The organism is Parasphingorhabdus sp. (assembly GCF_059726685.1).
In genome coordinates this window covers 3,306,305-3,331,681 of sequence record NZ_AP041068.1, presented here as the reverse complement: position 1 = coordinate 3,331,681, position 25,377 = coordinate 3,306,305, and the positions used below count along the sequence as shown (strand labels likewise).

The following is a 25,377-nucleotide window of genomic DNA, read 5'->3' as shown; positions in this document are numbered from 1 at the left end:
GTTCTTGTCGTGAGGTCATGCTAGAAGCCTACTAGTTATCGGGAACAGGATTTTTCATACTACAACGCTGAACCAGCATACATCATCGAGATAACACCCTTATATCTGCCTTGAGATTTTCATGATCTTGACTATAAAAAACTATCTTTGAAACCCGCACGCCATCTCGGTTCATCAGTTTCTCAACTTTCGTTACGATTACCCGGCTAAAGTCACCGAAAGCAGGCATTAAATTACAGGCTGATAAAATAGAGGGCAAAACAAGTTGGACCGCCAATCAAAACTGCCCTCATTGTAACGTTGCAAGGCTTTCGATCGAATACACGTTTTATGATCCCAATCCCAAAGCAGATCGATAGTGTCGTGATGGTGAACAATCCCAACATTGCCAGCAAGCAGTCGGAGCCAATAGGCTACGGGAACTTCATTCTGACTTTTGCGGTTTTGTTGATCGTTGCGGAATCTTTGCTCTATGCTGCTGGATGGATGCAATATCGACTGGGGTTTTTCTTTCAGGATATCGAAATCAGACCAGTAGCTGCCGATATATCTGTAGCTCTGGCCAATGGGATATTCACTTTTTTGACGGTGGCTGGGCTTTTTGTCATCATCGAATGGCGGCAACTGCGCTTTTCCGATTTTCGGACCCGATATCGCGATGGCATGATCTATAGCGTAGTGGCGCTAGCGATTTCTATATTGGTTCAAGCGGCAGAATTCAGCCTGCTTCGGTCATTGGGCGTGGAACCACTATTTGCCGCCGATGATCTAGGCCCCGTGCTTGTCGTCTTTCCGCTGATTTACCTGCTGTTGCTGGGCCTGATGGAATATTGGCTGCATCGCGCGCTGCATCACTTTGACTTCCTATGGCGCTTTCACGCGATCCATCATCAAATCGAACATCTAAATGCGGCACGCAGTTATTCCCATTTCGGGCAGGATGTAATCTACATACTGTTGATTACCACGCCGCTGGTACTTTTGATCGACGCTCCACAGCAACATATCATGCTGGTGACGACATTTTATCTCATATCCAATTACTACATGCATTCTGATGCCCCGGCGCTTTCATTTCCTGCTCCATTTCGCCATATCGTTGCCGACAATGTCTACCATCATCACCATCACACACGCGATGTCCGTCATATCGGCAAAAATTACGCATCCTTCTTTTCATTTTTTGACCGTATATTCGGCACGCAATATATGCCGAAGGATGGAGAGTTTCCGAAGACCGGCATTGATGGATATCCGCCAGTTGCGTCGCTACGCGACTATATCTTGCGCCCTTTTGGACCCAAAGGTTAGGAAGGTGGAATGAAGTGGAAAGCCAAAAGTGCAATCGCGTTTGCGCTGTGCGGTTCGTTAACTGCGGCCGGTTATCTGCTATTAGCGGGCGATGATGGTGGTCTAACCAAAGTCCACAAAGGAATAGAAAGCGAATTTGTTGAGGTGAGTCATATTGATGGTGATAGCCTATCAGCCCTGAACCAGGAGAGCACCGTGCTTTTTGACGTGCGGGAGGCGTCGGAATTTTCGGTCAGCCATTTGAAGGGTGCCTTTCGGGTCGATCCAGGGATGTCAACACAGGAGTTCATCGCGCAATTTGCTGATCTCTCCAAAGGAAAGACGGCGATATTCTATTGTTCGGTTGGGCAGCGGTCATCCGATCTGGCCAATCGGGTGCAAGATGCTTTGATATCGTCAGGTGCAAAAGCGGCCTATAATCTGGAGGGCGGGATATTCAAATGGCACAATGAAAGCCGCCCGCTTTACACTAGCGGAACTAAATCAACTTCATATGTGCATCCCTATAACCCGGTTTGGGGCCGCATGGTCAACGATCAGAATAACACCCGATATTAATGTTTGAAACCGGCGGCATGTAACTATCTCTTCTACCGGACCGAACCTTTGCCAACAGACAAAGGGTAGATGATGATAATAACATTGGTCATAGTCGCAGCACTGTTCCTTGCCTTCGCAAATGGCGCAAATGACAATTTTAAAGGCTTCGCAACCGTATGGGGTTCGGCAACGCTGGATTATCGCAAAGCGTTGATAATCGCGACACTTGCGGCGCTTGCTGGTAGCCTGCTTTCGATATTACTTGCCCATGGTCTGGTAAAACAGTTTTCGGGCAAGGGTCTGGTCCCGGATGAAATTGTCGCCTTGCCTTCCTTTGCACTTGCGGTAGCGAGCGGTGCGGCTGCGGCGGTGATGATTGCGACACGGGTGGGTCTACCAATTTCAACGACCCATGCGCTGGTTGGCGGCCTGATTGGTGCCGGACTTGCGAGCAGCGCAGGCGCGGTCAACGTTGGCAATTTGGGTTCGGCATTCATTCTGCCTTTGCTGGTCAGTCCGTTCGTTTCAGCTTTCATCGGTTATTTGGTTTATAGGTTTTTGCCAGAGAGAAACGTCAATAAGGACTGTATTTGTGTCGTGAAAACAGCACCGCAAGCAACCGTTGACGGCACAATGAAACGCGCCCTGGCGATGCCTGCTGTTATCATTGACACGGATGAAGCATGCGCTGTTCACGGGTCTGAAGCTACTCGCGCTTCGGTCAGCAAGACACTCAATTCTGCCCATATCGCCTCAGCTGCAACGATCTGCTTTGCCCGCTCGGTCAACGACACGCCAAAGTTGGCAGGTTTGATGGTGGTGGTGAATGTTGGCAACACAAATTTGTCATTGATCGCGATTGCCATTGCCGTGGCCTTGGGCGGTTTATTGTTGTCACGCCGCGTTGCCGAAACGATGAGCCAGAAAATCACTACTCTGACCCCAACACAGGGATTGACGGCCAATCTGGCAACAGCTGCGCTCGTCCTTGCTGCAAGCTTCAAGAGCTTACCTGTATCCACCACCCACGTCAGTGTGGGTGCCATTACCGGCGTGGGTGCAGGTGCGCAGACATTGTCCGGTTCAACCGTGCGAACCATCCTGCTTTCATGGGTTGGCACATTACCGTTGGCAGGTGCGATCGCGTGGATCGTAATGACACTTGCAGCATAGGAAACCTCCGGTCATATCCGGCTAACAACATTTCAATCGGGGCGGAGCTTCAACTATGAGTGAATGGACATTGGGCATTATCGGCGGATCAGGGTTGTATCAGCTGGATGCTCTGGAGGGTGCCCGTTGGATATCGGTTGAAACACCTTGGGGAGCGCCGTCCGACGAACTGCTGACCGGGCATATTGCCGGCGTAAAATGTGTATTTTTACCACGTCATGGGCGCGGACACCGTCTTGGACCGAGTCAGTTGAATTTTCGGGCCAATATCGATGCCATGAAACGAGTGGGTGTGACGGATCTTGTTTCCATTTCGGCGGTTGGTTCACTCGCCGAAGATTTGGCTCCCGGACATTTTGCGGTGGTGGACCAGTTTATTGACCGCACGTTCGCTCGGGAGAAAAGCTTCTTTGGTGACGGCCTTGTTGCTCATGTATCAATGGCTGATCCCGTCTGTCCGCGGCTATCTTCATATGCAGCTGATGCTGCGCGAAAGGCCGGAGCAACCGTGCAGGATGGCGGCACCTATCTGGCGATGGAGGGACCGCAATTTTCGACCCGCGCCGAAAGCCATATGTATCGCGGCTGGGGTGCTCACGTCATTGGCATGACCGCTATGCCAGAGGCAAAATTGGCGCGGGAGGCGGAGCTCCCTTATGCGTTGATCGGCATGGTCACCGATTATGACTGCTGGCGCGAAAATGAAGCTCCCGTTGAAGTGGAGGCCATTATTGCTCAGTTGAGCGATAATGCAGCAAGAGGCCGTGCGCTTGTTGAATATCTGGTGAGATCATTGCCAGAGAAACGAGAGGTAAGTCCGATTGATACGGTGCTCGACTATGCGTTGATTACAGACCCATCGGTCCAAGATCCCGTGTTAAAGGCGAAACTGGATGCCGTGGCCGGACGGGTTTTAGCGATTTAAGCCGAGCAACTGGCACCGCCCAGAACACAAAACCGTGCACAATGCGGATGGTTTAGTGCTACGCTTTGGCTGGCTTCCTTCAACGTTCCGCCCATATCAAATTGTGGATCATAGGGCAGCAACGTACAGGCAGCCACGCGGGGAGTGGACTCTCCTTTGCGTTTCACAACCATGCGGCTGGATGCGCACATGATACTGGCTGGATCGACATTCAGGATACTCCAGCAAGCGTCCGTAATTTCGGCGATATCGGCCTGCGCATCCATTTCGGGAAACAACATCAATTGTGAGGGGTCATCCACTTCGATGGCCCAGTTTCGATCGGCAAATAACGCGCGATATCCGGCACGTGCCTGTGTCTCGTTTTCTCCGGCTAAATGCCGTCCGGCAACCGAGATGTTGAATCCGTTCGCTGAAAGCCAATCAATTCCGTCCAGCGCTTTGTCCCAGCTATTGGGGCCACGCTCTGCCTCATGAATGACCTTGGTGAAATGGTCCAGGCTGACCCGGAACGTCAGGCGGCTGCGGTCTTCCAGTGTCAACAATTCGCTTTCAAAACGTCGCATTGGCCGCATGGCATTGGTTAGCACCAGGACCTCAAACCCGCGTGACAGGCACAGGCGCAATATCGCCATCATATCCTTGTTCATAAACGGCTCACCGCCGGTAAACGCGATTTCCCGTGTCGACAGGTTCTCCGCCACAATCTCATCCAGAAACGTCTCAACCTCGGCCAGCGTGATATAGACCAACGCGTCATTGGTCGGGGAGCTTTCGATATAGCAGTTTTTACACGCCAGATTGCACAAGGTGCCGGTGTTGATCCACAAAGTATGAAGACCGGTCATGGCGACGCGCGCACGCGTTTCGCCCTTGGCGGTTAGATCCTGATCAAGGAATTTTTTCGGATCAAGTGGCGGTGCATTGATAACGGAAAATGGAGAAGTCTCTGACATATAATCCTATTCGCGACATGTAGGCCATTCGTTACATGCAACGGCATGTAACTGTAACCCCTTGGCTATTTTTCCCGAACCAGTGGTGTAAAATTGCGGAGCCACTGAATGAATCTTGAAAATAGCCAGAAATATTATGGGGAAATCCTTGCCGGATCATCTGATCTGCTGACCGACGCTTGCACCATGGCCGATGCGCCAGATTCCCGCGTCAGGGCGGCATTGGATAACGTGCATGAAGAAGTGAAGGGCCGTTACTATGGTTGCGGCCTTGTAACGCCGCAATTGATTGATGGAGCGCACATACTCGATCTGGGTTCCGGATCCGGGCAAGACGCCTATCTGCTGGCTCAACTTGTCGGAGAAGACGGCGCCGTTGTGGGTGTCGATGCCACGCCCGCGCAGCTTGAAGTCGCCAATCGGCATATCGAATGGCACCGGGAACGCTTTGGCTATGCGCAAAGCAATGTGCGCTTTATCGAGGGTGATATTGAAAAGCTTGACGAACTGGAATTGGAACCGAACAGTTTCGATATCATCGTCTCAAACTGTGTCATCAATCTGGTGGCGGACAAAGCTGCAGTTTTCCGAGCGGCGTTTAACTTGTTGAAACCGGGCGGTGAGCTGTATTTTTCCGATGTCTATGCCGACCGCCGCGTTCCGGTGCATTTGTTGAATGATCCGGTCCTTCACGGCGAATGCCTTTCCGGTGCGCTTTATTGGGGCGATTTCATGGAGCAGGCGAAGAGCGCCGGCTTCGGCGACCCGCGTCTGGTAAAGGATCGTCCGCTTGGCATTGGTGACGCGAATATTGCCAAGATGCTGGATGGTATCAATTTCTACTCGGCAACCTATCGACTTTTCAAACTGGAGGAGTTGGAGCCCGAGTGCGAAGACTATGGCCAGGCCGTTATCTACAAAGGCGGCATAGAAGGACAGGAACGCCTGTTCGAGCTGGATAAGGGACACGCTATCGAGGTTGGCCGGGTGTTCCCCATTTGCGGCAATTCATGGCGCATGCTGGCGGATACACGCTTCGCGCCTCATTTCGATTTCATCGGTGATTTTTCTCGCCACTATGGTGTGTTTGAAGGGTGTGGCAGCGATATGCCCTATACGTCCGATACCAGCGGTGCAGAAGCCGAGCCAGCGTCCTGCTGCTGAAACCGTGAATATACTGCTCACAGGTGCAACAGGAACTATCGGCGGTGAGCTTACTGCGCGATTGCTTGCTGCTGGCCATGCGGTCGTCGCGTTGGTCCGGAAAACCCGTGACATATATGCAAATGACGGGCGGATGCTGCCAGCTGGTGATTTCGCAAATGTCATGCCCGACGCCGGTTGTGTGTCTAAACTGACCGGAGATGTGACGTTACGCGGCCTTGGTCTGGATGAGGCCACTATTGCTTTGCTCGGGCGTCAGATTGATCTGGTCATTCATTGTGCCGCAACGACCGATTTCAATGCCAGCGGAGCGGTGTATCGAAACGTCAATGTTCGCGGCGTCTTCAATGTTCTGGAGACGGTACCGAGAGCCCGCTTCCTTCACGTAAGCACAGCCTATGTTTGCGGCCTGAAAGACGGACGGATTGCCGAAGCACCATGTGCAGCTGATCAGAGTTTTGCCAATGGCTATGAGCGATCAAAGGCAGCAGGAGAGGCTTTGGTGCTCGCTGCCGGAAGGCGCGCTGTCATTGCCCGGCCCAGCATTGTTGTAGGCGCGCATGATGACGGCAGTTTTCATCGCTTTGATAGCTTTTATCAGTTATTCCGGCTGATCGCCGAAGGTCATATTACACGGTTGCCTGCAGCGCCCGAAGCGACGCTCGATTTTGTTCCCATTGACCATGTTGTGGGAGGGTTGACCGACATTGTCGGTCATTGGGACAAGGCAGAGGGAAAGATCATTCACCTAACGTCAGGGGCTGCTATCTCTCCCACCATGCTTGCGGAAGCGATAGGCCTGTTTGACCAGCTGGATCCGCCTGAATTCCTGGCTCCAGAGATGTTCGGTGTTCAAGAACTGCCAGAATTGGAACGCCGTTTATACACGCATGTTGCTGCGTTCTACGCCAGTTATTTTCAACGCTGTCCTGATTTCGGGACCGAAAACCTGCGCCGGATTAGTGGGCGAACCTGCCCCCCGGTCGATCTTGCAGCTCTGGAAAGAATGATCGAACACTGCATCAAAAGCAGCTTCATTCGCGATGTACGACCATCCAGCAAGGCGATCCCATAAACGCCGGACTAGCGGATATCTGGATATTCATCGGCCAGCCGCTCACGGGCGCCCATGGCCCACATCAATCCGACTTTTAGATATATCCAGTTGGCCCGCCATCGGCCCCATGCCGTAATCCGTCTGTCCGATGTCCAGACCCAGCGCGGTATCATCCGAATTTTGCCATAGCGGGACAGTTTAATGCAAAGATCGGCTTCTTCCATTACGACCAGTCGCTCGTCGCAGCCACCAATGGCCAGAAACTGTTCTCGCCTGAAAAACATCGCATGATCACCGAATAACAGTCGCACACCGCGAAGGAACAGATGCGGCCGAGTAATGAGTGGCGCATACCATGTCTTTATCCAATTATGCAGCGTCGAACCCCAGCGTGTTCCCTGCGGCCCGGCAATCCGCGGTGTGAAGCTGGCCAGACCGGTTTTACCATCGGCCATGGCCGCGCGCATAACCGCCACGGCGTCCGCAGGCAGTATACTATCGGCATGAAGCACGCAGACAACCTCACCCTGCGCTTCACGCACTCCGAAATTAATTTGTGCGCCGCGACCTTTTTTGGGCGCTGCGATGACTTGCAGTCCCGCAGTCTGAGCGAGTGCTACAGATGTATCGGAACTGCCACCATCCACAATCAGAATCTCATCCGCCGGTGGATCCAGTGATTTGACGCAATCCAAAGTGTTAGGCAATGCCCGCTCTTCATTAAGCATCGGGATCAGAATGGTAACCCGGTTCATGGATTCAGCCATGGCCATCGCTCCAGATCCTCTGGCCGGTCGCAGTCATGTAATGTCTCCAACAACTCAAAACCAATGTCATGTTGTCTCAAACGATCAAGCGTATCGGGCATAACATGTTCTGTGCTCCAGCGCATATTCTGGAATAGAAAAGGATAGGGTTTTGCTAAACCAATAAGATAATAGCCGCCGTCATCTGCTGGTCCAATAACTACATCGGATTTCTGTAAAGCATTGATCGCCGCGTTCACATGATGGGCGGATAGATCAGGTGTATCAGAGCCCAAGAATATGACCGGCGCAGGGTCCATCGCAGCCAACAGGCGGCTGGTGAGATCGCCTTCGACCTGCGGCACATAGGACGGGTCGCTACCCAACCATCTGGCAATGGCATTCGCGTCGCCGCCGCTATATTGGATTTCAATCTGCTGACCGGTTTGCTTCAGTATCTCCACCGTCCGCTCGGTCAGCTGCATATGTACGGCGGCCGCCCCGTCTGCTCCCAATGCCGGAATCAGGCGTGTTTTTGCAGATCCCGGCACCGGATAACGTGTGAAGAGAACCAGCCGAACAGTGTTCATGAGCCGGTTCCGGTCAAAAAGAGCATGCTTTAGTTGTCCTTGTAATGGCAGCTGAGTAGCACATGATTCGATTAAGACGGCTATTTCGTTACATAAATTGCAGTATTTTCAAACCAACCTGTAACAAAAAGCCATGTTTCTCCGAAATCGTAATGAGGGTTCAAAACCCGGACCAAAAATTTAGGAGTATGATATGAAAATGCTGAGCTTATCTGTAGCAGCACTATCTGTGATGATCGCGGCACCGGCCTTGGCGTCAGGCGGTGGTGGCGGTGGTGGTGGTTATAGTGGTGGCGGTTTTGGCGCGTCTCAACCACGTGACCCCCGCGCTGCAGCGTATAGTAAGGGCAAAAGAGCTTTCAAAAAGCGCATTACTTGCAAGAAGTGCGAGTATAAGGGCGGCTTTACCGATGGTAAAACGGCGCGTGAAGTTGCTGCCAAGGTGAAAGCTGGCGAATTTGATCTGAAGGCCAAACAGCGACAGGCCGTGCTCTACTATATGTCGGAACGCTATAGCATCGCGCCTTGACTCAACAATCAGCTGTCGCCCATCTCAACGGCGTGGTGACCGGCTTTTCCACAATATTGACAGTGGTAGCGGCAATTGCCGTTACCACTGGCCTTGTGTTGTTGTCGCACAGTGATGACAGCGCGGTCCTTCCCTATGTCGCGTTGTTGAGCCTTGGTAGCTTGACCGTATTTATTGGCATCTGGCGATCAACAGCACTGACGGCCGGAATGGTTTTTGGCGTTGCGCTGATTCTTCATGTCGTAGCGATTTTTGGCTTTGCGGCCTTTGAAGACGATTATTTCCGGTTTATTTGGGATGGCTGGCGACTGATGATCTCCGGCTCTCCTTATGGTATCGCGCCTGCCGACTTTTTTGGAAAGTCGCTTCCCGACAACGGTCTTGCACTGACCTTGGACGGGGTAAATAATCCGCATTTGCCGACAATTTATGGCCCGACGCTGCAATTCATTTTCTCGCTTGCCTATCTGTTCGCCGGTACAGACCCAGTGGGGTTGCGGATATTTTTTGCGGTAATCAACCTGATCCTGGTGACTTTGCTGCTGCGATGGACCAGTCCTGAAAAGGCGGCCCTATATGCTTGGTGCCCTCTGGTACTGGCGGAAACAATCATCCACATCCATCCCGATGGGATAATGGCGATGCTGTTGCTCGCGGGCATATTATTGGCGAAGCACTATCCGCTGTTGGCTGGTCTGTTCTTCGGACTTGCGGCCGGTGCCAAGATTGTGGCGCTCGCTCTTTGGCCCCTGCTTTTGCGCATGGGGTGGCGGGCCGTGGCATCCGCTATCGCAACACTTGCGCTTATCTATGGTATTTTTCTGATCCAGGGGCAGGGTGCCGGTTTCGATTCAACCGGCGTTTTTGCGGCGGACTGGTATTATAATCCCATGGGCTTTGCGTTGCTTGATGTGCTGTTGCCTTCATCAATAGCAAGGCTGAGCGCCGCATTGATCGGTATTGGCATCATCATGGTTCTGCATGCGCGTACGCGCAGTTTGGAAGTCGCGCCGATAACAATGATCTTCGGTACCATATTGCTATTCGCACCGGCGGTGAACGCCTGGTATTTGCTGTGGATATTGCCGTTTGCGACAAAAAGCCGCATGGTCTGGCCTTTCGCGGCGGCGGTTGCCTTGCCGCTTAGCTATCTGACAGGACTTAACCTTGAAAACCCGGCGTTGAGGGATTTCGAGGTGCATTGGATGGCTTGGGCGGCTCAGGTCATCATATTGCTGGCCGCTGTCTGCTGGGATTATCGGCGTTTCCAAAGAGAAAAGAAAGCCAGTGATTCTGCGGAGGTTTTGTGCACACCAATAGCGCAGGCCCAAGTTGCGGTTATCATCCCGGCACTGAACGAGGAAAACTCAATCGGAGAGGTCGTTCGCGATATTGGATCGCAAAACTGGTCTGAGCCACCTTGCATCATTGTCGCCGACAATGGCTCTACGGACAGGACGGTCGAACAGGCCTTGACCGCCGGAGCGATAATTGTACGCGAACCAAAGCGTGGCTATGGCGCTGCATGTTTGGCGGGCATATCCGCCGCCCCAACAGCTACGAATATATTTCTGTTCATGGACGGTGATGGTGCAGATGTGCCGGAGGAAGGGCCCGCCTTGATTAAACCGCTGACAGACGGCGCGGCTGATCTGGTCATCGGATCACGGGCCCTGGGGCAAAAGCAGACCGGGGCCATGACCTTCCCGCAACAGTTTGGGAATTGGCTTGCGACCCGATTGGTTTGGCTGATTTGGGGTACGAGAATGACTGATCTCGGGCCATTTCGCGCTATTCGGGCTGATGCGCTTGACCGCCTGAACATGGCAGACAGGGATTTTGGCTGGACCGTTGAGATGCAGGTTAAAGCTGTACAACAGAATATGCGCATAACCGAACGCCCGGCCAATTACCGCCGCCGTGTCGGTATATCAAAAATATCCGGTACGGTTCGCGGCGTGCTGCTCGCAGGGAACAAGATATTATATGTGATCGGACGTGAAGCGTTCTTCCGTTAAGCTTGGGCTGCTTTTGTGCGCCGCCGCCGGATGAAAAATATGATCCCGCCAACTAGCACCAACAGAACGCCGCCAGCTGCAACGCCCAAAATGGGGTTTGACCTTATGAGCCATAGGGGCGAGATAAAGTTGGAGTTCTCGGCCGAACCCGGTCCTTTGCTGTCATTGAGCCGCCAATCATATTCCAGAAATGTGATTTCCATATCACCGCTATCGAGCGCCTCAATGTCGTCAGCAGACAGACCAAGACTGTCTGCATAAAGCGCGAAAAATTCGTCCAGCGTTTCAGCGCCGCGCCAACCCTGTTCAAAATCACCGCCATACCAGTTGAAGATGCTCGACACGGCGAGATTTCCGTCCTCAAGCCGGTTGCGGGTGCGGTCGCTCAAAAACCCCTTGGTCATCATATCCAATTGCTGGTCCAGTTTGCTGCCAACAAAGGCTTCGTTGAGCAAGGCCGGGCAACCAATGCTTGCACAGTTCACACCAAAATGGATGCGTGGGTCATTATATAGTCCGCTGCCGCGGATAATATCATGCTCGATATTGTCCAGAGATAATGTCTCGCCCAAAAGCGGAATGAAGGCCATCTGCCACGGTGACTCGGTCAACGATCCCAGCTCCTTGATCGACACCAGATCGGGATATTGGGTGAGAATTAGCTCAACCGTCCAGGCGTTATAGGCATTGATCAAAAACGCGAGCTGATCCGGTTTCGACCAGCCATCAAACTCCTCGCGGCTGACTTTTGCCATCGCATCCAGATAGGATTTCAGAGCAGCGCGATCCTCTTCAAACTCCGCATAGTTTACGGTTGAGGAACTGCCATCGGGCACCATCTCTACATTCTCGGTCAAAAGAGCGTCCCAGCTGGAATGGTCAAAATCTGCCGCTTGTACGGGTGCAGATGCCAGAAGTGACAATATGGCGATATAATGATGTTTCATGTCGAACCTTGCAAAATGAATATGTGGTCTGTCCCAAGTGGATGACCAATATTCGTCCCAAAACCGACAAGCGTTACAAAGCAGCAAAAAATGACCAGATTCGAATATGCCCGCCGTGCTTATTCATTGTGTGTCAACGATATAAACAGCCTGCTGATAGAATTTTGCCAATCTATGGATTTCGCTGTGACGAACGGTGAAGCCCATCCGGTCAAAAGTTTCCAGCCATTCGTTATGTGACCGGTTGCTATGGGGATGACCAATAAATTCCATATTGGTAATCTTGTCAGTCAGCTTGGTGTAAGCGGCCTGAAATGGAGTGTCATAGACATCTTCCACAATGATCAATCTTTTTGACACGCGCGCAGCTTCCTGCAGGATTTTGTCGGGGTTAGCTATATGGTGCAACACTGTAAGGAGCAACGCAGCGTCAAATGATTGGTCTGCGAATGGCATGGTATCGCCATCATATATTGTGGGTTTCAGGTCTTCAGAGATGCTATTGTCCGCGATATCCAGTGCCATCACGCACAGTCCGTGTTCGCGGAAAATCTTTACAACGCTACCCGGACCAGAACCAACTTCCAGCAGACGGTCTCCACGCTCTATCCAGTCTTTTGTGAGCCTGTACTTTCTCTGAGCATCCATTTTCCAAATAGCGAATACGGCCGGGCCCAGAAGAGGAGTTTTCCAAAAAAGCTGCATTTAGTTTCGCCCGGTAACGGTAACATCCAATATTGGTACTGCCAGCAATATCTGTAGGGCTAGCAAAACTCCATGCCAAAGCCCTTTGAACAATAGGCTTTCTATGCCTGAGCCCGGCTGTGCATAGAAACATGCGGGGTCGGATTTACCATCCGACCATTCCACCCAAGGTAGAATATAACCTGACGGCAATGGGCAAGTCATTTTGTGAGCCCGTCAACGCGTTGGGACATTGGGCACTGAAGAACCTCTCCAGAATCGACGCAGCTCGTGAGAGTTTCGATATTGCAAAAGAGATGCAAAACGCGGCTCCGCTTAGCGTATGCCTACCCACCCAGTACGGACATTGGATAGTTAGTCAATACAAGATGCTCTATCCATCAACTTTTGACTTTGCCCATTTTTTCCACGCAGCAACATCATAACCGAAATGCTCGCCGCTGACGGCGGTCAGCGTACCGATCACTTGTGACCTGAGCCATGGAGGATCATTGGCGAAATCCAGTCTTGCCAACAGCGCCTCGATTGTTTCTCGATCATCCTGTCCGGAAGCTGCGACGGCTCTTAGTGCGCTCAGCTCTATCTCAAAATATTTTTCGTAACTGTTCGGCGGAGAGGTCCAGGGGTCTGTCAGATATGAAATCGGTACATTTGCATGACCGGCTCTCTCCATACCCGATAAAAGGACTGCACGCGCAATATCTTTAGCTCTGAGCTCCATATTACCGCCAAATGCGCGTACCGTCACAGGCGGTATTTCTACTTTCAAGCGCTCGGCAAAAAACCCTGAGGGCGCACCATTGGTGGAAGCTTGAACTATTAGTCTGCGAACTTCACTTCTGCCCGCATCGATATAGGTAGACGGGTCGGATAACAGTGCGTCAATTTTCTGGCCTGCAGCCGCCCAATCCAATCCGGTCTTTTCCGCCGGGAGTTGCGAGATGAGTTCGGGCGGCTTTTTGCCCAAGGGAATGACATGCTCACTAGGACCCCAGACAATGCCTCGTCCATCGTCTCCTGCTCCGGCGACATAGATTCCTCCTGCAATTGCCTGGATGGATACAGGGCGACCGTTTTCAAGATCGCCATGCCGCGTCCAACTATTGCCGTTTTGACTCGACCATAGTCGTCCATCATTGGAAACGACCCAGAGTTGATCACCATCACTGGCCAAATCGACGAATGCTCCCTTAAAGCCAACGCGGATGGACCTTCTCCCGTCAAAGCGCCAGATTTCCCTCTCACCGCCACGTCCGACAATTCCAAAGAGCCCCTCTCTGTGAACCGTCAGGCCGTTAAAAAAGCGATTAAGCGGCCAACTGCTGACGGTCTGGAAACCAGAGCCAGTCCACCTGACAAGACGTTTGACCTTGGTGTCTTTCAGCGAAGCATAAGTTTCGCCATTAAATAGGAGAATCTCCTTGATCCGGCTGACATGCGTAGACGGCGTCGGGTGGATATAAAATTCTTCCCAACTGCGCCCTGCATCCGTTGATCGTTGCAGACCAGCGTTACGCGTTCCGGTAATTGCCAGCAATCCATCGTTCCATTCCAGCAACTGGCTGGTGTGATAAATGGGCGAATTGGGAATGATCAAAGGGCTCCAAGTTACACCATCGGTAACCTCGACAACGCCTTCACCAGCAGATTGCAGTGCATCCTCGAACGGCCAGTAAAGTAATCCCTTGTAGACCAGTGGGTGCCCAGCATCCTGACTGTATAAATGCCGTTCATATCTCGTTTCGCGCGTGTCGGGATCGAAACTCCAGATATCGGCCGAATTGTGATTGCGACCCTTGACCGAGTTAGCGAACCATAATTTACCCCGATATCCGATCAGCCGGGATGCAACTGGCCAAGGACCAACTTGCGCGATGACATCCAACTGCAATTTCTTTGTTTCTTGACCCGCACTGTCCGACGAAGGATTGGCAACAGAATCGCGCGTGAAATAGAAAGTCATGATAACGGCGAGACACGCAAGTAAAGCTAACATCATACCATTGCGGGAAATTTGCATATTTCGGGTCTACGAACCATTGGCCCAATTGCAATGCATTTTCTATATGCTTTGAGCGTCAATTGATGCCATAGCGTAGCGGCAACCCTTCATTCGAAAGGGCGCTACATATTGTCATTTGGAGAAAAGATGCTCAGAATCGCGGCCTATCTGGCGAAATCCAAAATAGGCCAACCATCTGACGAGTGCACTGGGAATGGTTCATGAGTTTGCGACTTCATGGGATCTCCAAAATATCCAATGGTGAGACGCATATCTATGCCACCGATCTGGAATTGCAGAAAGGAACGATGAACGTTCTGCTCGGGCCAACATCGTCCGGCAAAACATCCTTGATGCGTCTCATGGCTGGGCTCGACAGGCCAGATACCGGCAAAGTCTTTTGGGACAATGTGGATGTGACGAAAAAGCGCGTGCAGAATCGCGATATTGCGATGGTGTACCAGCAATTCGTCAATTACCCCTCGATGACGGTCTATGACAATATTGCGTCACCGCTGAAGTTGCAGAAGAAGTCCGCGGCGGAAATTGATGCAAAAGTGCAGGAAATGGCTGAACTGCTCAAACTGACTTCTATTCTTGATCGCAAACCCAATGAAATATCGGGAGGGCAACAACAGCGGTGCGCGATGGCGCGAGCATTGGCGAAAGATGTTGGTCTGGTCCTCATGGACGAACCGCTTGCAAATCTGGACTATAAATTGCGGGAAGAGTTGCGCCTAGAAATTCCGCGGCTTTTTGAGGCGTCCGGAAGTATTTTTGTTTACGCAACGACAGAGCCGGAAGAGGCGCTTTTGCTTGGCGGAAACACCGCGACCCTCTGGAACGGCCGGGTAACACAATATGGGAAGGCTATGGATGTCTATCGCAATCCCGTGGATGAGACGACCGCTCGCGTTTACTCCGACCCGCCGATGAATTTTGTGTCGGTCCAGAAGGACGGCGCAGTTGTTCATTTTCCAAATGGGCAAACGACAATACTGAACGATGATTTGGCTCGCTTGCCCAATGGCGAATATAAAGCCGGATTCCGTGCCCATCATCTTGAAATGAGCGATGGCCAGTCTGATGCCGTTGAATTTGCGGCGAAATTGATCGTCACAGAACTTACCGGATCAGACACCTATATTCACGTCAATGCAAGGGATGAAAGATGGATCGGCTTGATCCCCGGGCTTCAAACTTTTGAAGTTGGGCAAGTGCTGAAAATTTCCCTAGACCCTAAAAATATCTTCTTTTTTGATAAGGATAAGAAGCTGGTTGCGTCACCAAATCATGAACCTGAAAAGTCGGGAGCATAGATTTGGCCTCCATAACCCTCGAAAATCTGGCGCATAGCTACCTCCCCGATCCGGGTGGGGATCATGATTTCGCTCTCAAGGAGATCAATCATATCTGGGAGGATGGGCGAGCCTATGCATTATTGGGCCCCAGCGGATGCGGCAAAACAACGTTACTCAATATAATTTCCGGCTTGCTCACACCAACGAGCGGGCGCGTTTTATTTGGCGACAAAGATGTTACCGTATCATCAACAGCAGAACGTAATATTGCGCAGGTTTTCCAGTTTCCGGTTGTCTATGACACAATGACGGTTAGGCAAAATTTGGCATTCCCATTGCGCAATCGGGGCATGGAGGCCGACTATGTCTCCGAGCGAGTAGAGCAGATCGCGCAGATGATCGGTCTGGAAGCAGATCTTCATAAAAAAGCGCGAGGGCTAACCTCCGACCTGAAACAGAAAATCTCACTTGGACGCGGTATGGTTCGGGACGACGTGAACGCGATCCTTTTCGATGAACCTTTGACAGTCATCGATCCCCATTTGAAATGGGAATTGCGGACTCAGCTCAAGTCGCTGCACCGGGAATTTGGGCACACAATGATTTATGTGACCCATGATCAAACGGAAGCCCTGACCTTCGCAGAAAAAGTCGTGGTGATGCATGAAGGCCGGGTGGTGCAAATCGGAACCCCGAAAGAGCTTTTCGAAACACCGGCGCATGTCTTTGTGGGTTACTTCATTGGTTCTCCCGGAATGAACTTCGTTCCCGTTTCTGTCACAGGAAACAAAGCCCATATTAATGGCAATACGATCGACCTCCATCATGATTATGGCAACCCGCAAGGTGACATTCTTTTAGGGATACGGCCTGAATTCGTTCGGCTTAGCAAAAGCGACGGATTGCCGGTTCAAATAAACCGTGTTCAGGATGTCGGTAGACATAAATTCATTAATGCAACATTGTTCGATATTGAAATCAACATTTCTGCCAACGAGGGGTTTGAAATTGAGTCGGACATGATCAAGATAGAGTTTGATCCGGCCAACATCGGCATATTCCGCGATGATTGGCGCATGAATGGCAAAGCGATTGACCAAAGCAACGGGGGAACGGTTTAGTGGAAAAGACCGTTAATCAGCGTGCTTGGCTTCTGGTACTGCCGGTATTGGTCCTCGTTGCATTTTCATCAATCATCCCGATGATGACGGTGGTCAATTATTCTTTCCAGGATAGTTTCGGAGAGAATATATTTTTCTGGGTCGGACTGGAATGGTATCAGGAACTGCTCCGATCGGAACGGTTGTGGGATGCTTTGGGCCGGCAGCTGCTCTTCTCTTTCATCATTCTCATGATCGAAATCCCTTTGGGCATCCTGGTGGCACTGAGCATGCCGAAAAAGGGAATTTCAGCCTCGATCTGCCTGGTTCTCATGTCTTTGCCATTGCTAATCCCTTACAATGTTGTCGGAACGATCTGGCAAGTTTTCGGGCGCGCAGATATCGGACTGCTTGGCCGCACCTTGTCTGATTTGGGTATCTCCTACAATTATTCCCAGAACGCTTTTGACGCTTGGGTCACCGTGATAATTATGGACGTCTGGCACTGGACATCATTGGTTGCACTTCTGGCCTATGCGGGACTTCGATCTATCCCGAAGCCTTATTATCAGGCGGCGATGATCGATCAGGCGAGCCGGTGGAACGTCTTTCGATATATTGAACTACCGAAAATGCGAGGCGTTTTGATGATAGCCATCTTGTTGCGCTTCATGGACAGCTTCATGATCTATACGGAGCCATTTGTTCTCACCGGCGGTGGACCTGGAAATGCTACGACATTTTTATCGATAGATTTGGTGAAAATGGCGCTTGGTCAGTTTGATTTGGGCCCAGCGGCGGCATTCTCTCTTATGTATTTTCTGGTCATTCTGCTGATTTCTTATGTGTTCTACACCGTCATGATAACCATCGATAAAGATGAGGCGAAGCAATGAGCAAGAACCGGCATCCAACCAAAAAAAGTGGCTCAACATCGATACCAAGGGCCCGAATAGGGGCTCTCGTGATGACCCTATATTTGGTTTTCCTGCTGGTCCCGATCTATTGGTTGATCATCATGAGTTTCAAATCAAACTCTGAAATATTGAGCACGTTCACGCTTTTTCCTGATAATTTCACTCTGAAAAATTATAGCACCATCCTCACTGATCCATCTTGGTATATGGGCTATGTGAACAGCTTCATTTATGTTTCGCTCAATACCGTAATTTCTCTTCTTGTCGCATTGCCAGCGGCTTATGCCTTTAGTCGCTATCGATTTTTCGGCGACAATCATCTGTTTTTCTGGCTTCTCACAAATCGCATGGCACCGCCAGCAGTGTTTGCTTTGCCGTTCTTTCAACTATATTCCAGCGTGTCTTTGTTCGATACCCATATTGCCGTTGCCTTGGCGCATTGCCTGTTCAATGTTCCGCTCGCTGTTTGGATATTGGAGGGCTTTATGCGCGGAGTTCCAAGGGAAATTGACGAAACGGCTTTCATTGATGGCTACGGATTTACGAGATTCTTCACGAAAATATTTATACCCATGATCGCGCCGGGAATTGGCGTCACCGCCTTCTTCTGTTTCATGTTCAGCTGGGTCGAACTTTTGTTGAGCCGCACGCTTACGAGTGTGGATGCAAAACCCATTACCGCGATCATGACCCGGACTGTTTCTGCATCCGGTCTTGATTGGGGTGTGCTTGCCGCTGCAGGTGTTCTGACCATTATCCCCGGTGCAATTGTGATCTATTTCGTCCGCAATCACATTGCCAAGGGGTTCGCTTTAGGCCGTGTCTAGATAAGTTCGATAGGGGAGAGATGTTTTAATGGAATGGATGGCCTGGACACTGCCGACGGCAATATTCTTTCTGTCCATCGGCACCTTGCTGATTGGCATGGGATTATTGCACTTGAAATATCCGAGTACGCCCAGGGTTGGCGTGCTCGGAATAGAAACAATGCGCGGAGATCGCCTGTTCATCTCTCTCTTGGGCTCTGCCTTTATCAATCTTGCGTGGATTGGCTTGCTGGACGCGCCGCAATATGGTGCACTGATTATTTGCGGCCTATTTGCAATATTCGTATTTCGCTGGGTATAAAAATAGAAAAGATCGGATCAATGAAATGAGAAGTTTTCGAACAGCAGCAATCCTTTGCATGAGCCTTGCCGCGCTATCCTGTTCAGATTCCACAGAAACAGACAATGATGCACGGAATGACATCGACATATCCGATCCGGCAGGTGCAGCGAGCAAATTTCTGGATGAAGAGATTGGCGAACTCTCCAGTCTCAACCGGGAAGAGCAGGAAGCCGAATTGGCCTGGTTCACGGAGGCCGCAAAACCGTTCAGGGGTATGGAGATTTCGGTAGTATCGGAAACGATTGCAACGCATGAATATGAATCCAAAGTTCTGGCGCCCGCCTTTACAGCCATTACAGGAATCAGGGTCACGCATGACCTTATCGGCGAGGGTGACGTGGTTGAGAAACTGCAAACGCAGATGCAGTCAAATGAGAATATCTACGACGCCTATGTCAATGACTCGGATCTGATAGGAACGCATTGGCGCTATCAACAGGTTCGCAATCTTACGGATTGGATGGCAGGCGAGGGCAGTGATGTCACCAGTCCGGGACTGGATCTTGCCGATTTTATCGGAACCGACTTCACCACCGGTCCAGATAAAAAACTATATCAATTGCCCGACCAGCAATTCGCGAATCTCTATTGGTTCCGATATGATTGGTTCACCGACCCAAAAATCAAAGCCGAATTCAAAGCGCAATATGGATATGATTTGGGCGTGCCCGTCAACTGGTCAGCCTATGAAGATATTGCCGAATTCTTCACCGGCCGAGAGATTGGCGGGAAAAAAGTCTATGGCAACATGGATTATGGTAAGAAGGACCCTTCCTTGGGGTGGCGCTTCACCGATGCCTGGATGTCCATGGCCGGCATGGGATCGGTCGGGGAGCCTAATGGGCTTCCGGTTGACGAATGGGGCATAAGAGTAAACGACAAGTCACAACCGGTCGGGTCTTGCGTTGCGCGGGGCGGCGCCACCAATTCACCCGCTGCAGTCTATGCTGTGGCCAAATATTCCAAATGGCTTTCCGATTACGCACCACCATCGGCAGCCGGTATGACCTTTTCAGAGGCTGGGCCGGTTCCGTCACAAGGCGCCATTGCGCAACAAATGTTCTGGTACACGACATTCACCGCTAACATGGTCGGCGAAGAAGCATCTGCTGTCCTTTATGAAGACGGAACACCAAGATGGCGCATGGCACCCAGTCCTCACGGCGCTTATTGGGAAGATGGCATGAAAGTGGGATATCAGGATGCTGGCGCTTGGACGCTAATGAAATCCACACCCGTCAAGCGGGCCCAGGCGGCATGGCTCTATGCGCAGTTCGTAACCTCAAAAACTGTGGACGTCAAAAAAGCCCATGTCGGACTGACATTCATTCGCGAGTCGACCATCCAGCACGAATCCTTCACGGAGCGCGCGCCAAAGCTAGGCGGATTGGTGGAATTTTATCGCTCACCGGCTCGCACACAGTGGTCGCCGACTGGAACAAATGTTCCCGACTATCCTCGCTTGGCGCAGCTTTGGTGGCAAAATATTGGCGATGCTTCGTCGGGCACCAAAACACCGCAAGCAGCCCTCAATGCCCTATGCGAACAGCAAGAACGTGTCCTCAGCCGGCTCGAGCGATCTGGATTGCAAGGCGATCTCGGTCCCAGACTGAATGAAGAACGAGACAATGCCTATTGGTTGAACCAACCCGGATCACCCAAAGCCAAGCTAGCGAATGAGAAGCCCAAGCCGGTGACAATCGAATATGATAAGTTAATCGCCGCCTGGCAGTGAGGTAGTCCATCTTCAAACTTATCGCATCGGACAATAGAGTTTGCTAAAACCGGACCGTGATTCAGTCATTGTCCAATGCATAAGCAATCACGTAGCCACCGTTGCCGTCTCGAACATCTTGTGAGTCCAGATATTGGTTTGTGACTGGGTCCCGCGGATAGCGCCAGGTTGGATTCGGGACCGTCACGATAAGATATTGCTTACCGTCTTTTTTTGACCGGTAGGACATCGGCGTAGATTGTCCGTTGCCAGGCAAATCTGCTTTCCATTTTTCTTCGCCGCTACGGATATCAAAAGCACGAACCTTGCTGTCCATGGTCGAGCTCAAGAATGTCAATCCCCCGCGCGTTGTCAATGTGCCTGCACGTATTGCCGTTCCGACATCATACGGAATGCCTGAACGCAAGTTAAACGGACCTGAATCGCTCATATCGCCAGCTGGCCGGCTCCACAGCAATTCTTTGGTATTCAGATCCATAACCGCAATCCGCGACCATGGTGGTTCGAAACAGGGGACCTGCGTACCAAGCCGCGACATGAACGGCATAGGCAAGCCAAAAAATTTGATCCGTCGATGGTCAAATGGATTGTCTGCATCGGGTTCCCCCATTTTGGGCATGGGTCCATTCGGATCCATGCGAACGGCCGGATGGTTTTTGCCCAGCAACAGACCTCCAAGCGGCCCGGCTTCCGCAACCTGTTCCGGAGTCACCAGAATCAATCGATGCGCCAACATCATTGGAGCAGCAATCAACAGACCGTTATCGGCATCGACCGAGACACTGCCCCAGTTAAATCCACCGAAGTTACCAGGGTAGAGCATGGTACCCGTGTTCGTGATGCCGGTTGGCACGGTTGGCGGCGTGTACATGCCCTCATAGCGCATGGTTCGATATTCAATCCGGCACACCAACTGATCAATCGGAGTCAGACCCCACATGTCTTTCTCATACCGATAGGGATGAAAATTGGGGAGCGAGGAAGCAGGTTGGGTGGCGGAGAGATATTCTCCATCAACCGCGCCCTGCGGTGCCGGTTTTTCAGGAATGGGATGCACAGGCTCACCATTGCGCCGATCGAGTAAGAAGATATCACCCATTTTGGTTGGTACGGCGACAGATGGCACTTTCTTGCCATCCTTGGTCACATCCACCAGCACCGGCTGTGCGGGTACATCATAATCCCAGACATCATGATGGACGGTTTGATATTTCCAGCGCGGCTCACCGGTGGCGGCATCAATGGCCACCACAGCGGATGACCATTCATCGTCAAATTCGCGGCGCGCCCCGCCAAAATAATCGGGCGCAGCATTGCCGGTGGGGGCATAGATCAGGTTCAACTCCGGGTCATAACTCATGATCGACCAAACGTTGGGGGTACCCGGTGTGTAGGTCTTGCCTTCCGCTGGTTCGCCGTTCTGGCCGGCATTGCCCATATCCCATGCCCAGGAAAAATCACCGGTCGCCGCGTCAAAAGCTCTGACCACGCCGGATGGCAGGCCAAGATTCTGGGAGTCGTTTACTAGGCCGCCAACCACCAGATTATCGCCTGCGACCAGTGGCGGTGATGTATGATAATAGTCACCGACCGGATGGTCGCCCATGCCCTGTCGCAAGTCGACAATGCCGTTGTCGCCAAAATCGCTGCAGGGCTTTCCGGTCATGGCATCTATGGCAATCAGACTGGCATTGACAGTCGCTGTCACGATCCGGCTCGGGCACTGGCCTTCATATTCCTCGCTCGCTTCATAATAACCGAGGCCGCGACAGGTTTTGGCATATTGATGGGTCGCTGGCGGCTCAAGGCCGGGCTCATAACGCCAAATTTCTTTACCAGTGCTGTCGTCGATAGCGATAACAACATTCAGCGCCGCACAGATATATAGCATGCCGTTGACATTAAGCGGCGTGGCTTTGAAATCCTCTTCTACTCCGGTACGGTAACGCCATACTTCTTTCAGCCCGCTAACCGTTTCAGCATTAATATCGGTCAGTTGGGCAAAACGGGTACCGCCGGCATCATTACCATAGTGACGCCAGTCGGAAACGGCATCATTGGCGTTCGCTTCCCGAACCGTTCCGGTACCATTTTGGATATAGCCTTGCATCGAAGCAAGCAGCAGAGCGGCAACTGCCGCCAGGCTTGGACCACCAACCCACCAGCGGTTTGAAGGTGCCGGCCCGTCGTCCTCGGCATCAGCTTTGAGCGAACGACGGTACCAAGGCGTCAGAAACCACAGTCCAACGACCAGCCAAGCAGCCAACCGTGGCAAGAGCGCAAGGAAGTGCAGCTCTGCCTCAAAGAGTGACCAGATGAGCGTGACGAGCAATATGGCCGCATATATTTTTGGTGCTTTGTTGCTCCGTTTTTGCGCCAATATCGCGACCGCAATCGTAGCGACACCAGCCAGTAGGTAATAGACGCTGCCGCCCAGATAGACGAGAAATCCGCCCAATAAACTAAGGGTCAGACCAATCAACCAAAGCAGAACGATAAAAACCCAATGCATGATTTTGGAGAAGTTCATTTGAGTATTCCTGTTTGTTCTGCGGTTCGGAAGTTATTCAGCACTTATAGTGGGAAGATGGAATGACCTCCATCCAGGACGATATTTTGACCGGTCATGAAGTCACTTTCCTTGGAAGCAAGAAAAGCCGCAACGCCTTCCATGTCTTCCAGTTTGCCAATCCGGCCAATCGCAGCGCGTCTTTTTGCGCCGTCTTTAAATGACTGCGGCGTGTCCAGTGACATTTCCGTTTCGATATAGCCGGGCAGGATGGCGTTGACCCTGATGCCTGCCTGTCCAAGTTCAACAGCCAATGCGCGCACCAGACCCAAAACGGCTGCTTTGGTTGTGGAATATCCCGCGGCACCGCCCGTGCCAACCAGACCAGCTACCGATGATGTGACGATCAGTCGTCCCGGTGCCTGGCGTTTCATAAGATGCGCGGTCACAGGCTTCCAGGTTTGCACCACGCTCATCAGGTTCAGATCAATCGTATCGAGCCAAACCTGCCGGTCCGTCATATGGGAAGGGCCCCGATACCCGCCGCCGCCTGCATTGGCAAAACAGCTGTCGACCTTTTCAAATCGCGCCAGTGTCTGAGCAAAGGCTTCATCGATCTGGCTTTGATCGGTCACATCGCAGGCAAAGGCTTCAACATCGCCGCCCATGCCCTGCAATTCGGAAACTGCAGCAGCATTTTTTTCTTCGTTTCTGCCCCAAATGGCAACCTTGGAGCCTTGTTTTACAAGACCGCGACAAAAAGCGAGGCCAAGGCCACCGTTACCGCCGGTGACTACAGCTACCTCGCCGGATAAATCGAACATAAAAACTCCTAAGTTCCGTTATTCTTGAAATTCTGCGAAGAAAAAACACTGGTTTTGGCGACTGCCTGCAGTCCAAGAAGATTACCGTCAGGATCGCGGCCAAACATGATCTGCCCGCCATCAATCGGTTCAGGTTCCGATACGATTTTACCGCCGGCATCGACCAGCCGTTTGCGCGCCGCATCGATATCGGACACATCAAAGACAATCATGTTGTAGCCAAGCGCATCAACCGGGCGCGGCTCTTCCAAATCTTCGGTGGGATGGCTGTGATACTGGAACATCTCCAGTTCGAGATTACGTATCTGGAACCAGGCCATTTCCAGCTCGCTGCCGGGCAGACCTGATACCATGTCCACCTTTTCCCCTGAAACAGACAACCACCTGCCGACACGGCGCGGGCCGGGCTGGTTCAGAAATTCTGTGTAAAAGTCAACCAGCCGGTCAATATCCGGAGTAGCGAGCGAGACATGCCGAACGCGATATTGGTTTTTGGGCGGAGTTGGTAAGTCCAGTTTTGCAATATCCACATGCTCAATCTCGGAAATCAGTCCATCGGAATCGCGCGCATAGGCATAATAGACGGGGTTCTGTGGATTGAGATGAACCATGTCCTTGGCACCGATATGCTTGGCACCACCAGCCAAAAACTTCTGATACGCCTTTGTTTTCTTATCAACCTGATAACAGACATGGGCAATACCTGGGCCCTGTACGTCCATTGGTTTGGTCGCCCGGGCGTCGGCAGATGGATTGGCAAATTGCATGAAACGAATTTGTGCATTCACACTGCGCATCATCTGTGTCGACGCCGAAACCCCTGTTCGGCCGGCCAACTTATCAAAGACCGGATTCTCTGAAATTTCAGACTGGTCGACAGGCTGAAGATCGACCGAGCTGCCATATAGTCCGGCCGCCTTCTCTATATCACTAACGGATGCACCAACATAATTGACGCCGGTAATGATCGAATCGGGAGGAATCGGCTCGCCTGCTGATCTGCCACCACATGCGGTCAGCAGGAATATCACGCTCAAGCTTATTACACTTTTATTCATATTGAACCTCTCGCTGCGACGGCATTTGGAAAACCAGTCCTGTCAGATTGTCTCGGCTTTTTAGCATCCTAACGCGCTTTAGACCAAAAATGGGATGCAC

Annotated in this window: 24 protein-coding genes; 15 read left to right on the top strand and 9 right to left on the bottom strand. The window is 51.6% G+C overall.

The genetic code is table 11. The annotated features are described in order from the left end of the window. Positions 1-330: 330 nt before the first annotated feature. From AC6I9Z_RS16275 to AC6I9Z_RS16260, 4 genes are all read left to right on the top strand, one after another. Entirely contained in the window at positions 331-1,311 is a 981-nt protein-coding gene (locus AC6I9Z_RS16275; protein ID WP_461458970.1) for a sterol desaturase family protein, read from the top strand. Between the two features lie 9 nt (positions 1,312-1,320). Beyond that, positions 1,321-1,869, top strand: coding sequence for a rhodanese-like domain-containing protein (locus AC6I9Z_RS16270; RefSeq protein WP_461458968.1), 549 nt, complete (start codon positions 1,321-1,323; stop codon positions 1,867-1,869). Positions 1,870-1,938: 69 nt separating this feature from the next. Further along, entirely contained in the window at positions 1,939-3,024 is a 1,086-nt protein-coding gene (locus AC6I9Z_RS16265; protein WP_461458966.1) for an inorganic phosphate transporter, read from the top strand. A 55-nt stretch (positions 3,025-3,079) separates the two neighbouring features. Further along, positions 3,080-3,949, top strand: coding sequence for an S-methyl-5'-thioadenosine phosphorylase (locus AC6I9Z_RS16260; protein WP_461458964.1), 870 nt, complete (start codon positions 3,080-3,082; stop codon positions 3,947-3,949). Here AC6I9Z_RS16260 and AC6I9Z_RS16255 read toward each other — a convergent pair. Then, positions 3,946-4,905, bottom strand: a complete 960-nt coding sequence (locus tag AC6I9Z_RS16255; RefSeq protein ID WP_461458962.1) for a radical SAM protein — start codon at positions 4,903-4,905, stop codon at positions 3,946-3,948. The two genes, AC6I9Z_RS16260 and AC6I9Z_RS16255, sit on opposite strands and share 4 nt — an antisense overlap. A 108-nt stretch (positions 4,906-5,013) precedes the next feature. On the opposite strand from AC6I9Z_RS16255, the gene AC6I9Z_RS16250 reads away from it, so the two are divergent. Both AC6I9Z_RS16250 and AC6I9Z_RS16245 read left to right on the top strand, forming a co-directional pair. Next, the gene (locus AC6I9Z_RS16250; RefSeq protein ID WP_461458960.1) at positions 5,014-6,069 is read left to right on the top strand and encodes a methyltransferase domain-containing protein; all 1,056 of its coding nucleotides are present in this window, start codon (positions 5,014-5,016) and stop codon (positions 6,067-6,069) included. Between the two features lie 4 nt (positions 6,070-6,073). Beyond that, a complete protein-coding gene (locus tag AC6I9Z_RS16245; RefSeq protein WP_461458958.1) occupies positions 6,074-7,144 on the top strand; it encodes an SDR family oxidoreductase in 1,071 nt (356 codons plus the stop codon). Positions 7,145-7,152: 8 nt separating this feature from the next. Here AC6I9Z_RS16245 and AC6I9Z_RS16240 read toward each other — a convergent pair whose 3' ends face one another. Both AC6I9Z_RS16240 and AC6I9Z_RS16235 read right to left on the bottom strand, forming a co-directional pair. Then, positions 7,153-7,893, bottom strand: a complete 741-nt coding sequence (locus AC6I9Z_RS16240) for a glycosyltransferase (protein WP_461458956.1) — start codon at positions 7,891-7,893, stop codon at positions 7,153-7,155. Further along, on the bottom strand, positions 7,878-8,462 hold the full coding sequence (locus tag AC6I9Z_RS16235; RefSeq protein ID WP_461458954.1) for a TIGR04282 family arsenosugar biosynthesis glycosyltransferase: 585 nt from the start codon (positions 8,460-8,462) through the stop codon (positions 7,878-7,880). The genes AC6I9Z_RS16240 and AC6I9Z_RS16235 overlap by 16 nt, the downstream gene beginning before the upstream one ends. Positions 8,463-8,655: 193 nt before the next feature. On the opposite strand from AC6I9Z_RS16235, the gene AC6I9Z_RS16230 reads away from it, so the two are divergent. Beyond that, a complete protein-coding gene (locus tag AC6I9Z_RS16230) occupies positions 8,656-8,991 on the top strand; it encodes a hypothetical protein (RefSeq protein ID WP_461458952.1) in 336 nt (111 codons plus the stop codon). Beyond that, a complete protein-coding gene (locus tag AC6I9Z_RS16225) occupies positions 8,988-11,009 on the top strand; it encodes a glycosyltransferase (protein WP_461458950.1) in 2,022 nt (673 codons plus the stop codon). The genes AC6I9Z_RS16230 and AC6I9Z_RS16225 overlap by 4 nt, the downstream gene beginning before the upstream one ends. On the opposite strand, the gene AC6I9Z_RS16220 is transcribed toward AC6I9Z_RS16225, so the two are convergent. Together AC6I9Z_RS16220 and AC6I9Z_RS16215 are read right to left on the bottom strand one after the other, a co-directional pair. Then, entirely contained in the window at positions 11,006-11,956 is a 951-nt protein-coding gene (locus tag AC6I9Z_RS16220) for a DUF547 domain-containing protein (RefSeq protein ID WP_461458948.1), read from the bottom strand. The two genes, AC6I9Z_RS16225 and AC6I9Z_RS16220, sit on opposite strands and share 4 nt — an antisense overlap. 123 nt (positions 11,957-12,079) lie before the next feature. Next, positions 12,080-12,604 (bottom strand): class I SAM-dependent methyltransferase, encoded by a 525-nt coding sequence (locus AC6I9Z_RS16215; protein ID WP_461458946.1) that lies wholly within the window; start codon positions 12,602-12,604, stop codon positions 12,080-12,082. 188 nt (positions 12,605-12,792) lie between these two features. Here AC6I9Z_RS16215 and AC6I9Z_RS16210 point away from each other — a divergent pair, with 188 nt between their 5' ends. Further along, positions 12,793-13,086, top strand: coding sequence for a winged helix-turn-helix transcriptional regulator (locus AC6I9Z_RS16210; RefSeq protein ID WP_461458944.1), 294 nt, complete (start codon positions 12,793-12,795; stop codon positions 13,084-13,086). Here AC6I9Z_RS16210 and AC6I9Z_RS16205 read toward each other — a convergent pair. Beyond that, the gene (locus AC6I9Z_RS16205; RefSeq protein ID WP_461458942.1) at positions 13,035-14,681 is read right to left on the bottom strand and encodes a sialidase family protein; all 1,647 of its coding nucleotides are present in this window, start codon (positions 14,679-14,681) and stop codon (positions 13,035-13,037) included. The genes AC6I9Z_RS16210 and AC6I9Z_RS16205 overlap by 52 nt on opposite strands. 203 nt (positions 14,682-14,884) lie before the next feature. Here AC6I9Z_RS16205 and AC6I9Z_RS16200 point away from each other — a divergent pair, with 203 nt between their 5' ends. From AC6I9Z_RS16200 to AC6I9Z_RS16175, 6 genes are all read left to right on the top strand, one after another. Then, positions 14,885-15,982, top strand: coding sequence for an ABC transporter ATP-binding protein (locus tag AC6I9Z_RS16200; protein WP_461458940.1), 1,098 nt, complete (start codon positions 14,885-14,887; stop codon positions 15,980-15,982). A gap of 2 nt (positions 15,983-15,984) precedes the next feature. After that, positions 15,985-17,085 carry an ABC transporter ATP-binding protein gene (locus AC6I9Z_RS16195; RefSeq protein ID WP_461458938.1) on the top strand — a complete coding sequence of 367 codons (1,101 nt, stop codon included), beginning with the start codon at positions 15,985-15,987 and terminating at the stop codon, positions 17,083-17,085. Next, positions 17,085-17,960 carry a carbohydrate ABC transporter permease gene (locus tag AC6I9Z_RS16190; protein ID WP_461458936.1) on the top strand — a complete coding sequence of 292 codons (876 nt, stop codon included), beginning with the start codon at positions 17,085-17,087 and terminating at the stop codon, positions 17,958-17,960. The genes AC6I9Z_RS16195 and AC6I9Z_RS16190 overlap by 1 nt, the downstream gene beginning before the upstream one ends. A 71-nt stretch (positions 17,961-18,031) precedes the next feature. Then, complete coding sequence (locus AC6I9Z_RS16185; protein ID WP_461458935.1) at positions 18,032-18,808, top strand: carbohydrate ABC transporter permease; 777 nt, start codon at positions 18,032-18,034, stop codon at positions 18,806-18,808. A 28-nt stretch (positions 18,809-18,836) separates the two neighbouring features. Beyond that, positions 18,837-19,109, top strand: a complete 273-nt coding sequence (locus tag AC6I9Z_RS16180; RefSeq protein ID WP_461458933.1) for a DUF2160 domain-containing protein — start codon at positions 18,837-18,839, stop codon at positions 19,107-19,109. Positions 19,110-19,167: 58 nt separating this feature from the next. Further along, entirely contained in the window at positions 19,168-20,886 is a 1,719-nt protein-coding gene (locus AC6I9Z_RS16175) for an ABC transporter substrate-binding protein (protein WP_461458931.1), read from the top strand. Between the two features lie 61 nt (positions 20,887-20,947). Here AC6I9Z_RS16175 and AC6I9Z_RS16170 read toward each other — a convergent pair whose 3' ends face one another. The 3 genes from AC6I9Z_RS16170 to AC6I9Z_RS16160 are packed head-to-tail and all read right to left on the bottom strand — an operon-like array spanning position 20,948 to position 25,277. Continuing rightward, on the bottom strand, positions 20,948-23,416 hold the full coding sequence (locus tag AC6I9Z_RS16170; RefSeq protein WP_461458929.1) for an outer membrane protein assembly factor BamB family protein: 2,469 nt from the start codon (positions 23,414-23,416) through the stop codon (positions 20,948-20,950). Positions 23,417-23,460: 44 nt separating this feature from the next. After that, positions 23,461-24,219, bottom strand: coding sequence for an SDR family NAD(P)-dependent oxidoreductase (locus AC6I9Z_RS16165; protein ID WP_461458927.1), 759 nt, complete (start codon positions 24,217-24,219; stop codon positions 23,461-23,463). Between the two features lie 8 nt (positions 24,220-24,227). Then, on the bottom strand, positions 24,228-25,277 hold the full coding sequence (locus AC6I9Z_RS16160; protein ID WP_461458925.1) for a VOC family protein: 1,050 nt from the start codon (positions 25,275-25,277) through the stop codon (positions 24,228-24,230). Positions 25,278-25,377: the final 100 nt, after the last annotated feature.